The organism is Hymenobacter lutimineralis (assembly GCF_008271285.1).
In the GTDB taxonomy this organism is placed as follows: domain Bacteria; phylum Bacteroidota; class Bacteroidia; order Cytophagales; family Hymenobacteraceae; genus Hymenobacter; species Hymenobacter lutimineralis.
In genome coordinates this window covers 1-20590 of the sequence record NZ_VTHL01000029.1, presented here as the reverse complement: position 1 = coordinate 20590, position 20590 = coordinate 1, and the positions used below count along the sequence as shown (strand labels likewise).

The window sequence follows — 20590 nt, the reverse complement described above, 5'->3', positions numbered from 1 at the left end:
TAAGGGCGGCCTACTGGCGGCCTAAGAGGTATTCCAGCTCGATGACGGTCTGGTTGTGTTGCAGCAGGGCATCGAGGTAGTCGAGGCGCAGGCGGCGGGCCCGTTCGAGGTTGAGCAGGTAGTCGGAGTAGCCGGTTTCGCCGGCCTTGTAGGCGATGGTGGAGAGGCGGGTGATGACCGTGGCCTGGGGTAGGGCCGTGGTTTCAAAGTAGTGCAGGCGCTGCTGCTGCTCGGTGCGGCGGGCCAGCAACTCATCGAGTTGGCCGGCCAGCTCGGCGCGGTAGCGGTCGTAGCCGGCCTGGGCCACTTGCTCCTGCAAGCGGGCGGCCTGCACGCGGGCCTTTTGGGGCCGCCGCCACAGCGGCACGGCCACGCCGGCCTGCACGCCCTGGAAGCGGGCGCCGGGGCCGAAGTAGCGTTCCGTGCCGCCAGCGTCGAGGCGCTGGTAGCCGATGATGCTCTGGTTGAAGTAGCCCACGGTGAATTCCGGCAGGGCCGCGGCCTGGGTCACGCGGGTTTCGGCGCGGCGCTCGGCCACTTGCTGGGCCAGTACGCGGGCCTGGGGGTTGGTGAGCTTCAGCAGCGTATCGGCCAGCGCGGGCGCGGTGGCATCGGCAAGCTGGGCCGCGCCTAGCAGGGCCAGCGGGCGCAGGATGCTATCGGCCACGGCCACGGCGGCGGGCACTTGCAGCAGGGCTTGCAGCTGGCGCTGGGCGACCCGGAAATCGGTGCGGGCAGCCAGCAGCTGGGTGCGGATTTCGCCCTGCTGCACCAGGGCCGTGGCCGGTTCGAGGCGGGCGGTTTCGCCGGTTTTGAAGCGCAGGTTGGCCGAGCGTAAAAACTCGGTGTACACGCTGTCCTGGCCGCGCAGCACCCGCAGGCGGTGGCGGGCGTACACGGCCTGCTCGTAGGTGCGGCGCACCTGGCGGCGCAACTCTGCTTGCACCTGGGCCAGCTGGGCTTGCTGGCCGGCAATGCGGGCGTCGGCCAGGTTGGCGGCGCTGCGGTACACGCCGGGCAGGGCCAGGGATTGGGTGATGCTGAACTGGTTGTCGCTGTTCTGCGAATTGTACTGGCCGTAGCTGCCGGTGAGGGTGGTGCGGCCGAAGTCGTAGGCCGTGCCGCGAATGGCCTGCTGGGCTTCGAGGGCACGTTGGCCGGCCAGCACGGTGCCGTTGGTTTGCAGGGCCTGGGCGACGGCCTGGGGCGCGGTGAGAGGGGCTTGGGCCTGGGTGAATAGTGGCAACAGCAGCAAGAGCAGCAGCGAAGCGACGGGGAGACTTTTGGCCGCGGCTGGGTGCGGCTCCGGGGTGGGTTCGGCCGTTTGCTTCCGCTCACTCAGGGCATAGAGCACGGGCAGCACCAGCAGGGTGAGCAGCGTGGCCGACACCAGCCCGCCGATGACGACGGTGGCCAACGGGCGCTGCACCTCGGCCCCGGCGGAGGTGGCCAGCGCCATTGGCAGGAAGCCGAGCGAGGCGACGGTAGCCGTCATCAGCACGGGGCGTAGCCGCACTTCGGTGCCGCGCAGGATGCGCGTCATCAGGTCTCCTACCCCTTCGGCTTTGAGTTGGTTGAAGTAGCCGATGAGCACGATGCCGTTGAGCACGGCCACGCCGAAGAGGGCAATGAAGCCCACGCCGGCCGAGATGCTAAAGGGCATCCCGCGCAGCCACAGGGCGGCGATGCCGCCGATGGCCGAAAGCGGGATGGCCGTAAAAATCATCACTGACTGCTTGAAGGAGCGGAAGGTGAAGAACAGCAGCACGAAGATGAGCACCAGGGCCACGGGCACGGCGATGCTCAGCCGCTCGGTGGCCTGGCGCAGGTTCTCGAACTGGCCGCCGTAGGTGGTGTAGTAGCCGGGGGCAAACTTCACCTGCCGGTCTATCTTGCGTTGCAGCTCGTTGACGACGGTTTCCACGTCGCGGCCCCGGACGTTGAAGGCCACGGTGATGCGGCGCTTGGCGTCGTCGCGCTGAATCTGGTTGGGGCCTTCGCGCAGCTCTATGGTGGCCACTTGCTCCAGGGGCACCTGGCGGCCGTTGGGGGCGGCGATGAAGAGGCGGCGCACGCTGGTGATGTCCTTGCGCAGGTCCTGGCGCAGGCGCAAGACCAAATCAAAGCGGCGCTCCTGCTCGAAGACCTGGCCAGCCACTTCGCCGGCAAACGCCGTTTGCACGGTGCGGTTCACGTCGGCCACGTTCAGGCCGAACTGCGCGAGGCGGTTGCGGTCGAGTTGCACCACGATTTGGGGCAGGCCCGTGACCTGCTCGATGTACACGTCTTCGGCTCCTTTTACTTGCCGTACCAAGCGGCCGGCCTGCTGGGCGTAGTCGGCCAATTGCTGCAAGTCTTCGCCGTAGATTTTCAGCACCACGTCCTGCTTGGCCCCCGAAATCAGCTCGTTAAAGCGCATCTGAATGGGCTGCTGAAAGCCGAACGTGACGCCGGGCATGACGCTCAGGGCTTCGGCCATTTTGTCGGCCAACTCCTCGCGGTTGGTGGCCGAAGTCCACTCCTTTTGGTCCTTGAGAATAATCATCACGTCGGCCGCTTCCACGGGCATGGGGTCGGTGGGAATCTCGCCCGCGCCAATTTTGGCGACTACCTCCTTCACCTCGGGAAACTGCTTTTTGAGGATGCCGCCGGCCTGCTGGGTTTTCTCGATGGTGTAGCTCAGCGACGAGCCGGTGAGCACGCGCATTTCAACTGCAAAGTCGCCTTCGCTGAGCGTGGGAATGAACTCGCCGCCGAGCGTGCGGAACAGGAAAAAACTGCCTACCAGCAGGCCCGTAGCGGCCACGAGCACCGCAGCTTGGTGGCGCAAGGTCCCTTTCAGCAGCGGGTGGTATAGGTGGGTAAAGAAGGCCATCATCCGGTCGGAGAAGTTCTTTTTGTTCTCCGTGGACCGGCTCAGGGCCAGCGCCGACATCATGGGCACGTAGGTGAGCGAGAGGATGAACGCGCCGAGAATGGCGAAGGCCACGGTTTCGGCCATTGGGCGGAACATCTTTCCCTCGATGCCGGCCAGGGCCAGCAGGGGCAGGTACACGATGAGGATGATGATTTCGCCGAAGGCGGCCGAGGAGCGGATTTTGCTGGCCGCGTGGTAGGTTTCCTCGTTCATCTGCGCGGTGTCGAGGCGGTTGCCGGGCACCCGGAGCTGGCCGCCGTGCAAGCGGTGGATGATGGCCTCCACGATGATGACGGCCCCGTCGACAATCAGCCCGAAGTCGATGGCCCCGAGGCTCATCAGGTTGCCCGACACGCCAAACAGGCGCATCATGCTGACCGCAAACAGCATGGCCAGCGGAATAACTGAGGCCACGACCAGGCCGGCCCGCCAGTTGCCGAGAAACAGCACCAGCACGAAAATCACAATCAGGGCCCCTTCGAGCAGGTTTTTGGTGACGGTGCCGATGGCGCGGTTTACGAGGTTGGAGCGGTCGAGAAAGGGCTCGACGCTGACGCCTTCGGGTAGGGTTTTGCGGATGGTGGCCATGCGCTGCTTCACGTCTTTGATGACCTCGGCGGCGTTGGCCCCTTTGAGCATGAGCACCAGTCCGCCGGTGACTTCGCCCTGGTTGTTGAGCGTCATGGCCCCGTAGCGCACGGCCGCGCCGTAGCGCACCTCGGCCACGTCGCGCACGAGCACCGGTAGGCCCGTACTGGTGCTGCGGACGACGATGTTGCCGATGTCTGCGGGACTCGTGGCCAGGCCCTCGGTGCGGATGAAGGCGGCGGTGGGGTTCTGGTCGAGGTAGGCCCCGCCGGCGTTCTGGTTGTTGGCGGCCACGGCCTGGTAGACCTCGGCCACGGTGACGCCCAAGGAGCGCAGGCGCTCGGGGTCAAGCGCCACTTCGTACTGTTTAAGCAGGCCGCCGAAGCTGCTCACGTCGGCCACGCCGGGCGTGCCGAGCAACTGGCGGCGGACTATCCAATCCTGGATGGTGCGCAGCTCAGTGGCGTTGTACTTCTTCTCGTAGCCCGGTTTGGCGCGCACCAGATACTGGTAAATCTCGCCCAAGCCGGTGCTGAGCGGGGCCAGCTCCGGGCGGCCGGTACCGGCCGGTATCTGGCTTTCGGCTTCTTTCAGGCGCTCCGATACCTGGGTGCGGGCCCAATAAATGTCGGTTTTGTCCTCGAATACGACCGTAACGACCGAGAGGCCGAAGCGCGAAAACGAACGAACTTCGACCCGGCCGGGGATGGTGGACATGGCCTGCTCGACGGGAAACGACACCAGGCGCTCAATCTCCTGGGCGGCCAGCGAGGGGGCCACGGTGTACACCACGACCTGGTTGCTGGTGATGTCGGGCAGGGCGTCAATCGGGAGCCGGCTGAGCGAGTAGCTGCCCCATGCGACCAGGGCCAGCGTGAGCAGCCCGATGATGAGCTTGTTGTGAATGGAAAAATGAATCAGCCGGTCAAACATCCGTTGCTGTGGGGATTAGGTCTAACGCTTCCGTGAAACCCTGCGGCGCGGCGGCTCCGGCCCGGTGGGCGGAAGCGGCGGCGACATGACCCGGCCTAGTGCGAAACGCACAAATGGGGCGGCCGGAACGCGCGCAGCGCCCGGCTACCCGGCGGGGTCAGCAGGAAAGAGGGGAAGAATTAGGCCCGCGGCGGCTGCCAGATGGCGGCGGCTACCCGCGTCGGAGCGACCACGATTAGGCGGGCGTGGCAGGGTCCGGCGGCCCACTGCGCGGGCCGGGAGAAGCCCAGCGGCGCGGCCCCGGCGAAGCCCACGACGGTCCCAGCGCAGCAATGGCACTGGCACAGCGGCGAGCACCAATCTCCCAAGGCATTGCGGCCACAGTCGGAATGCGAGGTGGCGCTGATGCTTGTTTGAGTTGGCTCCACGCACGTTTGCACCTCGTCAGCGCAGGGCAGGCACGAGAGACAGGCGAGGTACAAGGAGAACAGCAGGGCAAACAGACGCATCGGAGCAAAGGTACGGCTTTTCAGAAGCAAGCGTTTTGGGTAGCTTCCTTAAGTGTATTTCCTGCGGCCAGGAAAACGACAGTGTCTTACTTTATTCCGTTATCGCTTGACTGCCACCCGTAGCTACCCCCAAATGCGCGAGGTAGCGGTAGATGGTCGCTCGCCCGACCCCAAGCAGTTGGCCGATTTATGCCACGGTCTTGTCTTGTTGCAGATACAGGGTTTTGGCCGCCTGGGCTTTGGACAAGGCCTCCTTGGAATACCCTTTGGGCCGCCCGCCTTGCCGGCCGCGGGCGCGAGCGGCCGTAAGCCCAGCCTTGGTACGCTCGCGGATGAGGTCGCGCTCGAACTCGGCTAGCGAAGCAAACAAGTTAAACATCAACCGACCCTGCGCGGTGGTCGTGTCCAGGTGGTCGTGTAAGCTCACGAAGTGAATGCGTTTCTCCTGGAACCCCGTCACGAGCGTGACCAAATCCTTCAGGGAACGGCCCAGCCGGTCGAGCTTCCAGACTAGCAGCGTGTCGCCGGCCCGCAGCCGGGTCAGCAGTCCTTGCAATTGCGGACGGTCTTTAGCAGACGAGGCTTTTTCTTGGATGATGTCGTCGCAGCCGGCAGCTCGTAAGGCATCGACCTGTAAATGCAGCTGCTGGTCTTGGGTGCTGACGCGGGCGTAACCAATTTTCATAGCCAAAAACAACTTGTCTCAGAAAGTCACAAGTGCGAAGATACGCGAACGTAGTTTTGTGAGACCAATCAATGAGACAATTTAAGCACCACTTGTTCCGCCATTTGAGTCCGGTTGGCGCGTCGCCAAAAAACGTCCGTTTTCTGAGACGCCCGCTTGCCCAGCTTTTTCCTACCGATACTTTCTGTTCCTACTCTAGTGCGACCCCATCTACTGCAAGCAAATCATTTATACGCAGCGAGATTGTATAGTGATATTACTTATAAGTGATACTTTTTACAGACTGTCCTACTTACTATTACTTTAAAAATCATCACATATAAAAGAAATTGTGCTATTATTCGAACCTGACGCTATCGACTATTTCCTCGGCTATTTATGAAAAAGACGACATTCAAAGTCCATCCCAAGCTGGCGGCTCTGCTGGGCGAGAACTATCGTTCTTCCGAATTTGCGCTACGCGAGCTAGTTGACAACGCTTGGGATGCAGAAGCCAAAAACGTCTGGATTGTATTGCCCTCCATCTTAACTGAGGATGCCACTATTGAGTTTCGGGACGATGGCACAGGCATGACCCCGGAAGAAGTGCGCAACGAGTATCTCATCATTGCTAATAACCGACGGGACCGCAAAGGAAATACTACCCAAAACGGCCGCATGGTGAAAGGCAGGAAAGGCATAGGCAAGTTTGCCGGCTTATTTGTTGGCAGCCTAATGTTAGTGGAAACACGGGCGCGAGGAAAACGAACAACCGTCCACATTGAAAAGAAAGTGCTGGCGGCCGCCAAGCATGACATTGAGGACGTTGACTTGCCCGTTATTGAGGAGGAATGCAATCAGGAGGAGCATGGCACTACCATCCGCATTCGGGATATCAACCAAAACTTGGTATTCCCCAACCCTGACCGTTTGCGGCTGGTACTCATCATGGAATACGGCCGGCAAGACCAATTCACTATTTATGTGAATGGCGATAAGCTGGATGTATCCGACGTGAAAGGCAAGGTTTTTACTTTCACCGATGTGTTAGAGGGCTTAGGCAGTGTAACACTACGTTTTGTCATTTCTGAAACTAATCAATCGCTACGCCAACCAGGACTTGCGGTGCGCGTAGGCGGAAAAACGGTCGGCAAACCCAGCTTTTTCGGCCTAGAAGACAATGGTGGCGAGATACCCGCTAAGCTACTCAAGCGGGTATATGGCGAAGTAGAAGCCGATGAATTATTAGACTACGTAACGGCGGATTGGGGTGCGCTGATTGAAAATAGCAAGCCTGTGCAGATTCTGGAAGAGTACGTACGCCCCAAGCTGGAAGCGGCCCTGCGCGGGGTGTTTAAAAACGAAATCAGCTTGGCAAAAGCCCGGCTGCAAAAGCAGGTGGACCAAGAGTTACGACGGCTACCCGCTTATAAGCGTGACTACGCCCGCAAAGCGCTTGACCGGGTGCTAACCACTTTCTATGCTCTGCCCGAACAGAAGCTGCAAACGCTCATTCGGGTGCTACTTGACACCATTGAAAAAGACGAGTACTGGGAAATCATCAAACGCCTAGATGAGGCGCAGTACGCCGACGTAGCCACATTTGCCGAAGCCTTGAACGAGTTTGGTCTGGTCGAGTTAGCTATGATTTCGCGCCAAGCATCCTTCCGGCTTCAGTTCCTGACTAAACTGCAAGAGTTAGTCAACAACCCCGAAACCCAAGAAAAAGACCTACACCTGGCGTTTGAGAAAAACCTTTGGCTGCTCGGGGCGGAGTATTCCTTAATGACCTCCAATCGGACATTGGTATCAACCGTTGAAAAGATTACTGGTAAGCGTGAGTACAATGGCGAAAATGCACGCAACCGACCGGATTTGCTGCTCAACCAAGACCGGTCACGTCAGTACCTACTCATTGAGTTTAAGCGGCCTTCGCATACCATTACCCGCGCCGATGTAGCTCAGGCTGAAGACTATCGGCAGGCATTATCGGCTTACCTACCGGGAGCGGCAATGCACATCATGCTTATTGGTGGTAAATCGAACGTAGCAGCTCAATATGGACTGGGGGAAAAAGTCGAAATTTTAACATTTAACGATGTTATCAGCTCGGCCTTCACGATGCTAAACTGGCTTTTGGAGGAGTTAAATCACCCAGTAAGGCATTCCTAACAGCATTCTAACAGTCACATAAATCAACGTTTATCCCTCTGCGGAAGCGTACTCAGCAGTCTCTAAAATGAAAATCTATGCCCACAATTAAACGCACAGTTTACTTCTACGATTTAGAGTTTTTCGACCGTAATGGTGATGCTATTAGCAATTGGCGGGAAATATTTCGATATGCCCGAGGTCTTGTTGGTCGCTCTCGTTGCCAGCAGCGTGTTGACCGATTAGCGTGCTTTCGCTTCCTGCAATTCAATCCGCAGAATGTAATTTCTGGTCATTTGGTTTTCATTCGTGAGAATGCACTTGCTCGAATCACTGACCTGGATAATGATACAGACAGAGATTTGCTGATGGCAGCGAATGAAGGCTTAATAGAAACAACCCACTTCGCCATTGCTTTTGGCCGGGGTAACCATCCACCCCGATTAGCAATTGAGTATAACCATTTCGGTCCTCGGGTAGGCGATTTGGTTAAGATACTCAGGTATCATGCCCCAAATGCCGGTGTGGGTAATTTGGCTAAGATTGAAGCCTCTTTGGTAGTGCGAGATGGAAACCATGAAGCCATTCTCAACCAAATTGGGCGAGTCTCGTCGTTGAAAATGCGGGTGTATAGAGAGAATCTGAACCGAATCAATCAGTATGCTCCTACAGGTGTGGTTTCGGGTCTGAATGCTTCCAATGGTTTTGACCAAGCGGAATACATTGAAGTCAAATACAAATTCAATTACAGCCAGCAAACAACTTTGCAGCAGGCCAGAGGTGCGGTTCTGGATTTAGTCCATGCTTTTCAAGATGCCCCGGAGCGCATGACAGACTTTGATTTGTTGGAAGCTACAGCCGAAGACAGTGGCACGGGTGGAAGCATAAAGCCCTTCGATTTACTTTCTGCTGAGTTACGGCTCGATATACAAGCTGCCACTGTACCTGGATATAGCCGCGTCATTGATAGCACTGACGTGACAGCTCGCTTAGTGGACGCTGCTATTCAATATGCGACCAATGAGTAACTACGGCAAACCAACTCCGTTGCTCACGGCCTTCTTATAGCAGCGGGGGGATAAAATTACTCTAAGCTCCCATCGGGGCTGCTTCCGATGGCTTTCGCAGGCTGCGTAGTCCGTTAGGCTCCACTTCCACTTGGCTGGGGAAGGTGTACTTGCCCAACCGGTTGATGTGCTCGTAGCGAGCGGGCGAGAGCCGGGCTAGGTCTTCATCGCGTACTTCCACGCCTTCGGCCCGCAGCGTTTGCACCACCTGTTGCAGGTAGACCGTGTTCCAGAGCACCACTAGGTTGGTGACCAGGTTCAGGGCGCCGACGACTTCCTGCTGGGCTTCTTCCTGCTTGCGACGGATGAGCCCGTCGCCGCCAAACCAGAGAAACACCCGCAGCGCATGTAATCGCTCGCCCTTGTTGAGCTGCGTATGAATCTTGCGCCGCAATGGTTGGCTGAGCAGGTAGCGCAAAATGAAGTTGGTTTTGATGAGCCGCCCGTACTGCTGCAGCACGTAGGTCAGGTTGTGCTGGCGCGGGTAGGCCTGCAGCTTGCTGATGAAGAGCGAGGCCGTCACGTAGCCCAGCTTGAAGGAGCCGGCTATTCGCAGCAAGTCGTCCAGGCGCGCTTCGATGTAGCCGGGCTGCACGTGGCCGGTGAAGTGAAGGCCCGGGTAGCTCAGCTCGCGGCCCCGGATGCGGCAGAGCTTCTGGTCGCCGATGTCGCGCAGGCGCGGCGAGTACTGCAGGCCCAGCAGGTCAAAAAGTCCGAAAATCAGGTCCGTGTAGCCGTGCGTGTCGGTGGCGTGCTCGACGATGACCACGTCGGTTTCGTTACCCAGCACCTCATCCAGCACATACGTGGCGTCCCGCTCGGTGGCGGGAATGACTTTGCTGCCGTACTGGGCGTAGTGGTCGGCTGTGTGGGTGTAGAAGGTCACGCCCCGGCCGTAGCCGAAGTAGCGCGGCAGCGCCTTGGCGTTGCGCACGGCCCCGCTGACGGGGAAGCGCTGGCCATCCGAAGAGGACAAGCCCCCACCGCCCCAGTGCTGGGCCAGCCACTGGCGGTGCTGCTGGTTGACCACGCGGGTAGTGGCCGCCCGCAACGGCTGCTCGTGCAGGAACTGGTGGGTGGCCCACCACACCGTTTGATACTCCAGGCCGGTGCTGCGGGCCATGTCGGACAACGGGATATTACAGGCGGCCGCCAACAGAGCGGCATAAACGGGCTCCGGACCATCGCTGCCCCCGCCCGACGCCTCGCGCAGCAGTTCGGAGAAGCCGGTCCAGCCGTCCACCTCCACTAGAATGTCGGTTAGCTCCACGGCGGGCATACGCGCCCGAATCTGCTCGTCCAAGGCCTGGAGAGAGGCGGGTAGTTCTTCGGCTTGCAGCGCCGTGAGCACCAACTCGCCGTCTTCCAGGCGCACCTCCCCACCTTCGGCTAACAGATTTATGACCTGTGGCAACAGCGCTTCAAGTTCGGCCAGGCGGGCGTGCAGGCGCTGGCTGGGGTCCTCCGGCAGGCCCAACTGGCGCAGCACCTCCCCGCGCAGGCCGGGCCACTGCGCGGCCGGAATCAGGTAACTCTCCAGGTCGGCGTACTTGCGCGAGCCGGGCACAAACACGTCCCCTGAGCGCAGCCGCTCGCGCAAGGTGGCCAGCACGCACAGCTCGTAGGGTAACCGCTCCGGGGTCTGCTGCGGGTGCACGAAGCCGTGCCAGGAGGGGGTAATAAAATCGGTCGGCGCATCGGCTGGCAGCTTGCGCCGTACCCCACTCTGCAGCTCCACCACTAGGGCCAGGGCCTCGGCGAATCGGTCGCCGGCAAAGGCGCTGGCAAACGACACTTGTCGTAACAGACCGGCGGAAAACTGCTTCAGGTGCGCGTAGCGACGCAGTAAGAAAGCCAGGGGTGAATCCAGTCGGATATCGCTCAGGGCGTAGTACGCCTGCAAGGCCTGCTCCACCTGCTCCCGGGGAATGGCCTCGAACACGGCTTCCCGCACCAGCCCCGCAGGGATGTGCTCGTCCACCACCGTGCGCGCGACTTGGGCAAAGACACGCAGGGCCGTTTCGCGGGCCTGGCGGATGGCCAGCAGGTGGGCCTCGTGCTCGCGCTGGGCCTTGCGTTGGGCTCCGGCCCAGTAGTCACTGAACATGGTCAGCACCGCGTCGAGCACGTCGCGGTGGCTTTCCAGCACAAAGGCCACCAGCAGCGGGTAGCGCTTGGCCGGCGCGTAGCGGCCGATGGCCTGGCTGGTGCGGTGGCGCGCCCGGTGGGCCAGGCGCTTGCGTCGGTTCGCGTTTAGGCTGCCGGCATCCCACTCGGCCAGCCCCAGCTGGTGCAGGAAGTCGAGCTTAGTCAGGGCCTGGTTGATGGCCGCAGGCGTATTAGTGGTCGCCGGCTGGCAGAGCCAGCGGTGCGGCGTCACGCGCCTGACCGAGTCCGGCACCAGCAGGGCGTCGAGCTGCGCTTCCACGGCCGGCGTGAGCAGCGGGGCCAGGCGCTGGTAGGTGGCTACGTCGGTTTGCAGCAAGGCCTGGCTCACCAGCAACTCCAGCACCGAGATGGCTGGCCGCAACAGGCGGGCCTGGTGCAGTTTCTGACAGGCTGCTTGCAAGAGCAGGCGCGGCTGGTCGTGCTCCAGGGCCCGTTCCAGGAGCCAGGCTTCCAGGCCGGGGCTGTCCAGGGGCTGCCACTTGCGGTAGCCCAGGTGCCGCAGCACCAGCTGCAGGTGCTCACTGCGGGTGGCGGCCCGGTCCCCATAGGTGGCCAGCGCATCCGGCGCGATGCCCAGCTGCTGGCCGACAAAGGCGGCCACCGGTGTCGGTACCTGCTCAAACCAGTCTTCGGGCAAGTAGCCCATCAGGCGCACCAGGCCCAGCTGCACCGCGCAGCCCAGGCGGTTGCCGTCGCGGCGCTGCCGCTGGACAAACTCCCGGTCCGCTCCTGTCAGGTAAAAGTGCTGGCGCAGGTCGGTTTCGCTCAGCGTGGCCGGCACCTGCTGGTAGCCCTGGCGTTCGGGCGCGGTGAGAAAGGGAGAAATCATGCGATGGAGCGTGGTTCAAAAAGCCATAGCTTCCTGAACCCTGCTTCACCGAGTCCAGCCCCAGGGACAAGTGGTCGAAAAGGCAGGGCCAGAAAGTCGGGCCAAAAATAAACACAGGGTTATCTTTGTGAACCCGACTTTCTGACCCGCATGAACAAAACCTTCGGCTACGCCCGCGTTTCCACCCTCGACCAGAACCTGGACACGCAACTCGACATCCTGACCAAGGCCGGGTGCGACCGCATCTTCCAGGACAAAATCACGGGCATGAGCCTGCAGCGGCCCGCGCTGGATGAACTGCTGGGGCTGCTGCGCGAAGGCGACACGGTACTGGTGGCCCGCTTCTTCCGCTTAGGCCGCAGCCGCGACCACGTCATCCACCTGGTCAACTCGTTTCACCAGCGCGGCATTCACTTCAAGGCTTTAGACTTAGGCATCGATACCACGACGCCGGCGGGCAAGTTCATGCTCTCCATCTTCGCCTCCCTGGCTGAGTACGACCGCGAGAGCATCCTGGAAAAGACCAAGGCGGGCCAGCAACTGGCCGCCGCCCAGGGCAAGCACATCGGCCGGCCCAAAGGACTCGACGCCGAGAATCTGGCCAAGGTAAAAAAGGCGTTGGAAAAAGGCCTGTCCGTGGCCGAAACCGTGGAGTTGACGGGCATCAGCCTTTCCAGCGTCAAACGTTACCGCAAACACCTGCAGGCTGCGCTGCGCTAACCTATCGATGAACTGGTGGTCTGCCACTGCCTCCTTTGTAAAAAGCAGCTTATCACGAGGCGGCGTCATACGATTATCGTTTGACCGTCGTTTGCTGCTGCAGTAGTTATCCCGTCTTATGTCTGTACGCTATACGACCGTTCGGTTATCGGTTATTGCCGGCTTAATCCTCGTTTTGCCGGGCTGCGTCGATGAAATCAGTGCTGATTTGCCGGCGCCTCCCAACGTGCTGGTGATGAATTCCATTCTCACGCCCGACAGCGTGTTTCGGGTGCAGGTCAGCCGCGTCACCAGTACGGTGGACTCATCTTCGCGCCTGTTGTCTTCGGCCCGGGTGTACCTGCTGACGCCCGGTCGGGGAGAAGAGTTGCTCCGCAACCAGGGGCGGGGCCTGTATGCCAGCCCCAACAGACCCGCTAGTGGGGTACCCTACACCCTGCGGGCCGAAGCCGACGGCTACCCGGACGCCAGCGCCACGGACACGGTGCCCGCCGCGGTATATATCCGTGAGGGGTGGCATTCTTACCCCACGGGTACGAACCGGGACAATGAGCTGCTGGGCACCATCGTCGTGCGCTTCGATGACCCTGCGCAGACCGCTAATTTTTACGAAATCACCGCGTACCAGCAGCAGGCCGGGGGGCAAGGCCAAGGGGGGTATAACCGGAGTCAGGACTTTGTGCTGGATGCGCGTGGGAACGCCGCGCTGGCCGCCGAAGGCGACGCGGAGTTTAACCCCGGGTCGCTGGTCTTCTCGGATAAGCTCTTCAACGGCCAGGCGTTTGAGCTGCGGGCCTCGTTTGCGCCGTTTAGCCGCAGTGGGGGCGGTATACTAAACGGAGTGCCCATTCCCCCTCGCGTATCGGGCGACGTGTACGTAGTGCTACGCTCGGTCAGCCGCGCCTATTACCAGTACCGCAAGAGCTGGACCCGGCACTTCTATAACCAGGGCACTAAGGGGCCGGGCGGCGACTTAAACCAGCTGCTGTTCCTCGGCGACCCCACCCGGATGTATTCCAACGTGGACATGGGGTACGGAGTGGTAGTGGGCCGGGCGCAAGAGGTGAGAATGTTGCCAGTTCGCTAATATACTGAGATATACGGATGATTAATAAGCTTATTTGCTCGGCGTCCTCTGGGGCCGTGGTGTTGCTATGGCTGGCGGGCCCGCCAACGGTTCAAGCCCAAGCCCCCAGCGGCCGCGTCACGTTTAGCGGCACTGTGCGGGACGCCCGCACCGGCGAGAAGCTGCCGGGGGCCGCCGTGTACACGGCCGGGGGCCAGGTCGGCACGACGACCAATGCCGCCGGCTTTTACTCGCTGACGCTGCCGGCGCAGGACTCGGTGCGTCTGACGGCCGGCTACCTGGGCTACGGACGCGTCACCCTGGTGCTGGCCGGCCGTCAGACGACGACCCATGGCTTTTCCCTGGTCACCAGCAACGAGCTGGGCGAGGTGCGGGTGAGCGGCGCGGCCGATGTGCCGCTGGAGCGCCGCGTGGAGATGAGCACCCTCCAGATTCCGGTCGCGCAGCTGCGCAAACTGCCGGCGTTGCTGGGCGAGCCCGACGTGCTGCGGGCGTTCCAGCTCATGCCCGGCGTGCAGGCCGGCCGCGAAGGCAGCGGTGCGCTTTACGTGCGCGGTGGCTCCCCGGACCAGAACCTGACCCTGCTCGACGACGTGCCCATCTACTACGTTAGCCACGTCGGTGGCTTCCTGTCCGTGTTTGATGCCAATGCCATCAGCGACGTACGCCTGCTCAAGGGCGGGTTCCCGGCCCGCTACGGGGGGCGGCTCTCGTCGGTGCTGGATGTGCGCCTGAAGGAAGGCAACAAAGAAAAGCTGAGCGGCAACGCGGGCGTGGGCGTGCTGGCCACGCATTTCTCGCTGGAAGGGCCGCTGAAGAATGGCAAAACCACCTTCCTCGTCTCGGCCCGGCGGGGCAACCTCGACCTGTTTTCGCGGGTGGCCAGCCGGCTCTCCTCCGACGGCAACAGCGTCGTCGGCTACTCTTTCTACGATGCCAGCGCCAAGGTCAGCCACCAGCTCACGCCCCGCGACCAGCTCTTTGCCGCCGTTTACCTGGGCGGCGACCGGCTGTTTGTGACGCAGAAGCCCCAAACCATTGCCGGCCCGCAGGGCGAGCTACGCTACCAGAACGCCAGCAACCTGCGCTACGGCAACGCCCTGGCCTCGCTGCGCTGGAACCGAACCCTGACCCCTCAGCTGTTCGGCAACGCGACGCTGGCCGCTACCCGTTTTCGTTACGCCAACGAGCAGACCTTCGAACTGGAGGACCGCTCGCCAACCGGTAAGCTGAGGGAGGACAGCCAAGCCAGCTTTACCTCCGGCGTGCAGGACGTGCTGGTGAAGGCGGATTTTGAGTACTATCCCAGCCCAGCCCATCAAATACGATTCGGGGCGACTGCCGTGCAACACGCCTTCACCCCCGGCAGCAACTTCTTCACGAGCCGCACCCCGGTGATGGCGCTCGATACGACGTTTGGTTCCCACCGGGTGGGAGCCTGGGAAGTAGCCGTTTACGGCGAGGATGAAATCCGGCTGACCGCCCGGCTGTCGGCCAACCTAGGTTTGCGGGTCGTTCGCTACTGGGTGGAGGGGCAGGGGTTCGGTGGGGTGCAGCCTCGATTGCTGGCCACGTATCTGGTGGGCGAGCACACCGCCGTGAAGGCCTCCTACGCCAGCATGCAGCAGTATCTGCACCTGCTCTCCAACAACGGGGCCGGCCTGCCAACGGACTTGTGGGTGCCCGCTACTCGGCGCGTGGCCCCACAGCGGGCGCAGCAGGTGGCATTGGGCGTGGCCCACACGCTCCCCGAGTGGGGGCTGGAAGTCAGCGTGGAAGCCTTCCAGAAGTCGATGCGCGAGCTGATCGAGTTTCGGGAGGGCGCAACCTTTTACAACAGCTCCCAGAACTGGCAGGACAAGGTCGTGACCGGAGGCCAGGGCCGGGTGCAGGGGCTGGAGGTGCTGGTGCAGCGCAAAACCGGCCGCCTCACGGGCTGGGTGGGCTACACGCTGGCCCGTAATGAGCGGCAGTTCGACCAGCTCAACCAGGGCCGGTGGTACCCTTACAAGTATGACCGCCGCCACGACGCGTCCGTGGTGCTCATCTACCAGGTGCGGCCCCATATCACCCTCTCGGCAACGTGGACCTATGGGACTGGCAATGCCTTAACGCTGGCCCAGGGCAACTACCAGGTCATCGACCAGAGCTACGGCCTCATTGCCGGAGCCCCATCGGACCGCTACCTCTACCCCGAGGCCGAGGTGTACGGCGACAAAAACAGCTACCGGCTGCGGGCCTACCACCGCCTGGACCTGGGCGTCACCTTTACCAAGTCCGTCAAGTACGGGGAACGAATCTGGCGGGTGGGGGCCTATAATGCCTACAGCCGGCACAATCCGTACTACATTTACTACAGCTCAGGCGAGAACGACAGCTATTTCACAAAGGGGCAGCGGCGGCTTTATCAGCTGAGTTTGTTTCCCATTCTGCCAGCCCTCAGCTATGAACGCAGTTTCTGAACCTAGCGACTGTTACTCAGTAGCGTGACGACCAAGATTGATTGACACCTATTTCAACAGGCAGTAGGCTTAGAGTAATTTTATCCCCCCGCTGCTATAAGAAGGCCCTCACGGTTTGGGCCGACCGCTATTTCCGCTTTCCTATGCGCCATGACGTAGTGCTAGGCTTAGTCGTGGCCATTGGGGGTTGGTTCATTCAAGACTACTTGCGCAAGCGTTCAGGGCTTGTTCTGACTAAAGATTCTCTGGCTTCGTTTGCCGACCAACTTTGCTCAGCAAGCATTTCTATGGCCGGTTTTGTCTTTACCGCTTTAGCACTACTCATCTCTGTTGGAGAAAACTATCGCGCTAAATTTCAGGAGTCACTTGCCCAAAAAGGTGCATCAACTGCCGAAAGCTCTAAAAACTACCACCCTGCAGATGGGTTCGAGGCTTTCTTTGTAACAGACCTATACATCACAGTTGTAGGTGCATTTTTGTGGGCAAGCATCGAGCTTTTCACGGCATTTTCCATGCTGGCTATTATTAAGTTCTTGTGGTCAGTGCTGCCTGATTGGCTTAGTAAAGCCTCTCTTATTTTAAGCTTCTTTCTGCTTATGGGGCCAATAATTCGTGCCGTTTATATGGTGAGTCGAGTTCTTACCATGCGTAAACCCATAAGCACTATGCAACGCTAGGAATAGAGTTACCCAACAATCTGTAGTTGTTTTGTGGGAGCTGGGTTAACTTGTCGCGCTTCTTAATAAACAGGTAGGACCTTGGTTAAAAGCGTTGTCCATGCTTTTAACCAAGGTCCTACCTGTTTAACAAAAACGAAAGAACTAACCCCACGCATCCCGCACAGCAAGTACAATCAAATACAGTTCAATGCTTTGGAGCGGTTACCGAAAAGCCAACGAGACGAAAAGCTTCTCGTTGTTCTTTCCTGCCTTCTTAAATAAGCGGCAACCCCAGCTCTTGCAGAAATTGATTGTGCCGGTTGGCGGCATCCGCTGCCTTCTCTTCAATAGCTACTAGCGTATCGTGCACGGCCTGCAGGTCTATTGTCTCGGCGGAGGTGGCGGTACTCACGTAGCGTGAGATATTCAGGTTGTAGCCGTTTTGCTCAATCTCCGCCATGGGCACGGGGCGGGAATACCGGTCTTCTTTGGTACGGTCGCGGTAGGTGGCTACGATTTTGTCGATGTCGCCCTGGCGCAGGAAGTTCTGGCGCTTGCCTTTCTCGTACTGCTCGCTGGCGTTGATGAACAGCACGTCGTTGGGCTTCTTGCACTTTTTCAGCACCAGGATGCACACCGGGATGCCGGTGGAGAAGAACAGATTAGCAGGCAGGCCGATGACCGTATCGATGTGGCCGTCCTTGAGCAGCTTGGTGCGGATGCGCTCCTCGGCCCCGCCCCGGAACAGTACGCCGTGGGGCAGGATAATGGCCATTGTACCCTCCTGGCTCAGGAAGTGGAAGCCATGCAGCAGAAAGGCAAAGTCGGCGGCCGACTTAGGCGCGAGGCCGTAGCCCTTGAAGCGGAAATCCTCGCCTAGCGACTCAGCGGGCTCCCAGCGGTAGCTGAACGGTGGATTGGCCACGATGGCGTCGAACTCCATCTTTTTGGCCGGATTCATCTCGTTCAGCACGTCCCAGTCGTTTTTGAGGGAGTCGCCGTGGTGAATCTCAAACTCAGTGTCCTTCACGCCGTGGAGCAGCATATTCATGCGCGCCAGGTTGTAGGTGGTGATGTTGAGTTCCTGACCGTAAATCTTGCCGATGCCGTGCGGACCCATGTGCTTGCGCACGTTGAGCAGCAGCGAGCCGGAGCCGCAGGTAATATCGAGCACCCGCTCCAGCTTAGCGCGCTTGCCGGCGGCGGGGTTCTGGCCGTCAAGCACCACGATGTCGGACAGAATGGTGGAAATAGGCTGGGGTGTGTAGAACTCGCCGGCCTTCTTACCCGAACCGGAAGCAAACTGGCCGATGAGGTACTCGTAGGCGTCGCCCAGCGTGTCGGCGTCGGTCGAGAAGCCGCCGATGCCCTCGGCGATTTTCTGGATGATGTTGCAGAGCTTGGCGTTGCGCTCGGCGTAGGTGCGGCCCAGCTTTTCGGAATTGAGGTTGATTTCGGAAAAGAGGCCCTGGAAAGTGCTGTCGAAGGATTGGGTTTCGATGAACTTGAAGCCCTTTTCGAGGGTGTCGAGCAGGTCGGTGCTGTGGGTGCGGGCCAGCTCGGCAATGTGGCTCCACAGGTGTTGCGGCTCTATCACGTAGTGCACGCGGCGGCGCATGAGCTGTTCAAACGCGGGCACGTCGGCGCGGTTCTCACCGTACCAGATTTCGAGCGGGGTGAAGGCGCCCAACGTTTTCAGGATATCCGCCGGGGTGTCCGGGTAATCGGTGCCCAGCTCCTTTTTCGCGGCCGTTTCGTAGTTATCGGAGAGGTAGCGCAGGAACAGGAAGGACAGCATGTAGTCGCGGAAGTCGTCGGCGTTCATCGCGCCCCGCAGCTGGTCGGCAATGTTCCAGAGGGTTTTGCCCAGCTGTTGTTGTTGGTTTTGGGTACTCATGGTTAGGCAGTAACGGGGCTTACTTCCGGAAACAGGGCCGGATTGAAGCGGTAATTGGTCATGAAATCAGTCAGGATGCGCCGGAAATATTCCTTATTCTCCGGCAGCATTTCCCGGGGCTCAAACAGCGAATAATTGCCGTGGCTGAGAATGTTGATGATGCGGGCGTGGACGTTGCCGTCCACGTCGTCGGGGGCTTGCCTGATGCAGGCCGAAAAATTGCCGAACCCGTGGAAGCTGGCCGTTTTTTCCAGCACGCCGCGCAGGATGTTGAAGTGGTAGGTGTACAGCTTGCCGTCGGGCGCGGTGGCTGCCTGGTACAGGTCGCGGATGAGCGAGACGTGGTGGAAGAACGGCGTATCGGTGGTGTCCTGCACCGCGTAGGTGCCATCGGCGGTGTTCTTGCTCAGGAAATACTTCACGGCGTTGCCCAGCTCGTTGTGCATCACATTGAAGAACAGCGAGTGGTGCGAGGAAATAACCGTTTTGATGGTGTTGCCCGGCCGTTTGAGCAGCTGGGCCAGGTGGCTGGCCACGGCAATGGCATTGTTGTCGTCGAGCGAAGAAATCGGGTCGTCGATGTAGAGGTACTTCACCCAGCTGTAGGCGCTGCCCTCTTCCGCATCGACGGCCAGCTGGGCCACGGCCAGGAAAAAGCACCAGACGAAGATGTTTTCTTCGCCCCGGCTCACTTTGATGAAGTCGGCTCGCTCCGTGGCGTCCGCTACCCGAATGTCGCGGTGAAACTGGACGAAGCCCGCCTCGTAGTCGATGGTGAAATCGAAATCGGCGTAGCGCTGTAGGAGCGGGCGGATGCGGTTGTCCATCTCCAGCTCCCGCAGCCCGTTGAAAAAGCGCGACTCCGTGTTCAGGAGCAAGCGGCGCTCAGTGTTGTTCTCCAGGTCGTTGTGCCAGGAAAACAGGTCTTCCGTAAACGCATTGAAGTAGAGGGTATCGGCCGCGTCGGCGGTTTTGCCCGCGTCCTTGAAAGCCACCGACAGGCGCGTTTTGCCCGTGCCGTTGTAGGCGTAGAGCAGGATGTACTTCTTCGTGGCCAGCGTGGTCCGGAAATGCGCGGCCAATTCGGCTAAGGTGGAAAACGTCATACGGCGGCCTCCAGTAGTGCGGGAAACAGCCCCTGCATCAACCCTTTCTTATGAAGTTTGAGAGCTTCTATCTTTTGGCCTTGCGCATTTATGCGGTCATCAATAGCGGAAAGGATATCTGCAATTTTTTGCTGTTCATCTGGCTTCGGGAGTGGAATGGGTATGATATCCAGTTTTGCTCTATTCAACTTCGGCTGTGCCATTCCCGTCAAAAAATCCTCGAGGCTTATAGCGTTCAAGTAGTTCTCAACCATGACTTGAGTGAAGCGTTTTTCGAATCGAATGACGTGAGCATGATTATTTACCCATGTTTTGCCTGTGATTGAAAAGGCAATCGGATAAGTTCTTGCAACCAGATTGGCTCCATCCTCCGAAATGCAAAGAAGCTCTTCATCAAAAATAAAATCTTGCACATAGTCGATGATGCCCGAAGCGCCATAATAAGGGACATTCCCTCTTACTCTCACGCTCCCTGTAATTGGCACTCTTCGGTTATCTAAGTTCTTTGCTACTTCTCCCAATGGCTTTATATCCCATTCGTCCGCATCCAGAAACTCTGGAAACCGCATCTTTGGCATCGTTTCTCCTACGGCGGGAAATAGCCCTTGCATTAGGCCTTTTTTGTGCTCTTGAAGGGCCGCCAGTTTAGCATTTTGCGCGGTGATTAAGTCTTCAAGAGAAGAGAGGCAATCAGCGACTTTTTGCTGTTCTGCTAGAGAGTGTGGACAGTCAGCGCATCCAATCCAGGGCGGCGAGCAGGTGAGCGACGGCTAAAAAAGAGGCGGCGGTTTTCTCGTAGCGGGTGGCCAAGCCTCGCGCTTCTTTGAGCCGG

General features: G+C 59.7%; 13 protein-coding genes. 6 read left to right on the top strand and 7 right to left on the bottom strand.

Translation table 11 applies throughout. The features are described from left to right. Window positions 1-10: 10 nt before the first annotated feature. The 3 genes from FY528_RS19405 to FY528_RS19395 all read right to left on the bottom strand — a co-directional run bounded on the left by FY528_RS19405 (window position 11) and on the right by FY528_RS19395 (window position 5632). Window positions 11-4438 (bottom strand): CusA/CzcA family heavy metal efflux RND transporter, encoded by a 4428-nt coding sequence (locus FY528_RS19405; RefSeq protein WP_149072679.1) that lies wholly within the window; start codon window positions 4436-4438, stop codon window positions 11-13. A 179-nt stretch (window positions 4439-4617) separates the two neighbouring features. Continuing rightward, window positions 4618-4947, bottom strand: coding sequence for a DUF6660 family protein (locus FY528_RS19400; protein ID WP_149072678.1), 330 nt, complete (start codon window positions 4945-4947; stop codon window positions 4618-4620). A 187-nt stretch (window positions 4948-5134) separates the two neighbouring features. Further along, complete coding sequence (locus tag FY528_RS19395) at window positions 5135-5632, bottom strand: recombinase family protein (RefSeq protein WP_187632206.1); 498 nt, start codon at window positions 5630-5632, stop codon at window positions 5135-5137. Window positions 5633-6010: 378 nt separating this feature from the next. Here FY528_RS19395 and FY528_RS19390 point away from each other — a divergent pair, with 378 nt between their 5' ends. Continuing rightward, entirely contained in the window at window positions 6011-7783 is a 1773-nt protein-coding gene (locus FY528_RS19390) for an ATP-binding protein (RefSeq protein WP_149072677.1), read from the top strand. A 77-nt stretch (window positions 7784-7860) separates the two neighbouring features. After that, complete coding sequence (locus FY528_RS19385) at window positions 7861-8790, top strand: hypothetical protein (protein ID WP_149072676.1); 930 nt, start codon at window positions 7861-7863, stop codon at window positions 8788-8790. Between the two features lie 61 nt (window positions 8791-8851). Here the strand turns inward: FY528_RS19385 and FY528_RS19380 are convergent, their stop codons facing one another. Then, window positions 8852-11827, bottom strand: coding sequence for a Tn3 family transposase (locus FY528_RS19380; RefSeq protein ID WP_262384064.1), 2976 nt, complete (start codon window positions 11825-11827; stop codon window positions 8852-8854). A gap of 150 nt (window positions 11828-11977) precedes the next feature. Here FY528_RS19380 and FY528_RS19375 point away from each other — a divergent pair, with 150 nt between their 5' ends. The 4 genes from FY528_RS19375 to FY528_RS19360 all read left to right on the top strand — a co-directional run bounded on the left by FY528_RS19375 (window position 11978) and on the right by FY528_RS19360 (window position 16773). Continuing rightward, a complete protein-coding gene (locus FY528_RS19375) occupies window positions 11978-12547 on the top strand; it encodes a recombinase family protein (RefSeq protein ID WP_149072675.1) in 570 nt (189 codons plus the stop codon). A 118-nt stretch (window positions 12548-12665) separates the two neighbouring features. Then, window positions 12666-13634, top strand: a complete 969-nt coding sequence (locus tag FY528_RS19370; protein WP_149072674.1) for a DUF4249 domain-containing protein — start codon at window positions 12666-12668, stop codon at window positions 13632-13634. Window positions 13635-13651: 17 nt separating this feature from the next. Then, window positions 13652-16096, top strand: coding sequence for a TonB-dependent receptor (locus FY528_RS19365; protein ID WP_149072673.1), 2445 nt, complete (start codon window positions 13652-13654; stop codon window positions 16094-16096). Between the two features lie 143 nt (window positions 16097-16239). Then, a complete protein-coding gene (locus FY528_RS19360; protein ID WP_149072672.1) occupies window positions 16240-16773 on the top strand; it encodes a hypothetical protein in 534 nt (177 codons plus the stop codon). A gap of 256 nt (window positions 16774-17029) precedes the next feature. On the opposite strand, the gene FY528_RS19355 is transcribed toward FY528_RS19360, so the two are convergent. From FY528_RS19355 to FY528_RS19345, 3 genes are read right to left on the bottom strand one after another with little or no spacing between them, the layout of a single operon-like run. Then, complete coding sequence (locus tag FY528_RS19355) at window positions 17030-18652, bottom strand: type I restriction-modification system subunit M (RefSeq protein WP_149072671.1); 1623 nt, start codon at window positions 18650-18652, stop codon at window positions 17030-17032. A 2-nt stretch (window positions 18653-18654) separates the two neighbouring features. Further along, window positions 18655-19758, bottom strand: a complete 1104-nt coding sequence (locus FY528_RS19350; protein ID WP_149072670.1) for an AAA family ATPase — start codon at window positions 19756-19758, stop codon at window positions 18655-18657. Then, window positions 19755-20369, bottom strand: a complete 615-nt coding sequence (locus FY528_RS19345; RefSeq protein ID WP_222931842.1) for a restriction endonuclease subunit S — start codon at window positions 20367-20369, stop codon at window positions 19755-19757. Before FY528_RS19345 ends, FY528_RS19350 begins: the two co-directional genes overlap by 4 nt. Between the last annotated feature and the right edge of the window lie 221 nt (window positions 20370-20590).

Coding starts and splice junctions, on each gene's coding strand:
- FY528_RS19395 (WP_187632206.1), bottom strand. CDS start 5,632: ATGAAAATTGGTTACGCCCGCGTCAGCACCCAAGACCAGCAGCTGCAT.
- FY528_RS19405 (WP_149072679.1), bottom strand. CDS start 4,438: ATGTTTGACCGGCTGATTCATTTTTCCATTCACAACAAGCTCATCATC.
- FY528_RS19350 (WP_149072670.1), bottom strand. CDS start 19,758: ATGACGTTTTCCACCTTAGCCGAATTGGCCGCGCATTTCCGGACCACG.
- FY528_RS19400 (WP_149072678.1), bottom strand. CDS start 4,947: ATGCGTCTGTTTGCCCTGCTGTTCTCCTTGTACCTCGCCTGTCTCTCG.
- FY528_RS19370 (WP_149072674.1), top strand. CDS start 12,666: ATGTCTGTACGCTATACGACCGTTCGGTTATCGGTTATTGCCGGCTTA.
- FY528_RS19345 (WP_222931842.1), bottom strand. CDS start 20,369: ATGCAAGGGCTATTTCCCGCCGTAGGAGAAACGATGCCAAAGATGCGG.
- FY528_RS19385 (WP_149072676.1), top strand. CDS start 7,861: ATGCCCACAATTAAACGCACAGTTTACTTCTACGATTTAGAGTTTTTC.
- FY528_RS19380 (WP_262384064.1), bottom strand. CDS start 11,827: ATGATTTCTCCCTTTCTCACCGCGCCCGAACGCCAGGGCTACCAGCAG.
- FY528_RS19390 (WP_149072677.1), top strand. CDS start 6,011: ATGAAAAAGACGACATTCAAAGTCCATCCCAAGCTGGCGGCTCTGCTG.
- FY528_RS19375 (WP_149072675.1), top strand. CDS start 11,978: ATGAACAAAACCTTCGGCTACGCCCGCGTTTCCACCCTCGACCAGAAC.
- FY528_RS19355 (WP_149072671.1), bottom strand. CDS start 18,652: ATGAGTACCCAAAACCAACAACAACAGCTGGGCAAAACCCTCTGGAAC.
- FY528_RS19360 (WP_149072672.1), top strand. CDS start 16,240: ATGCGCCATGACGTAGTGCTAGGCTTAGTCGTGGCCATTGGGGGTTGG.
- FY528_RS19365 (WP_149072673.1), top strand. CDS start 13,652: ATGATTAATAAGCTTATTTGCTCGGCGTCCTCTGGGGCCGTGGTGTTG.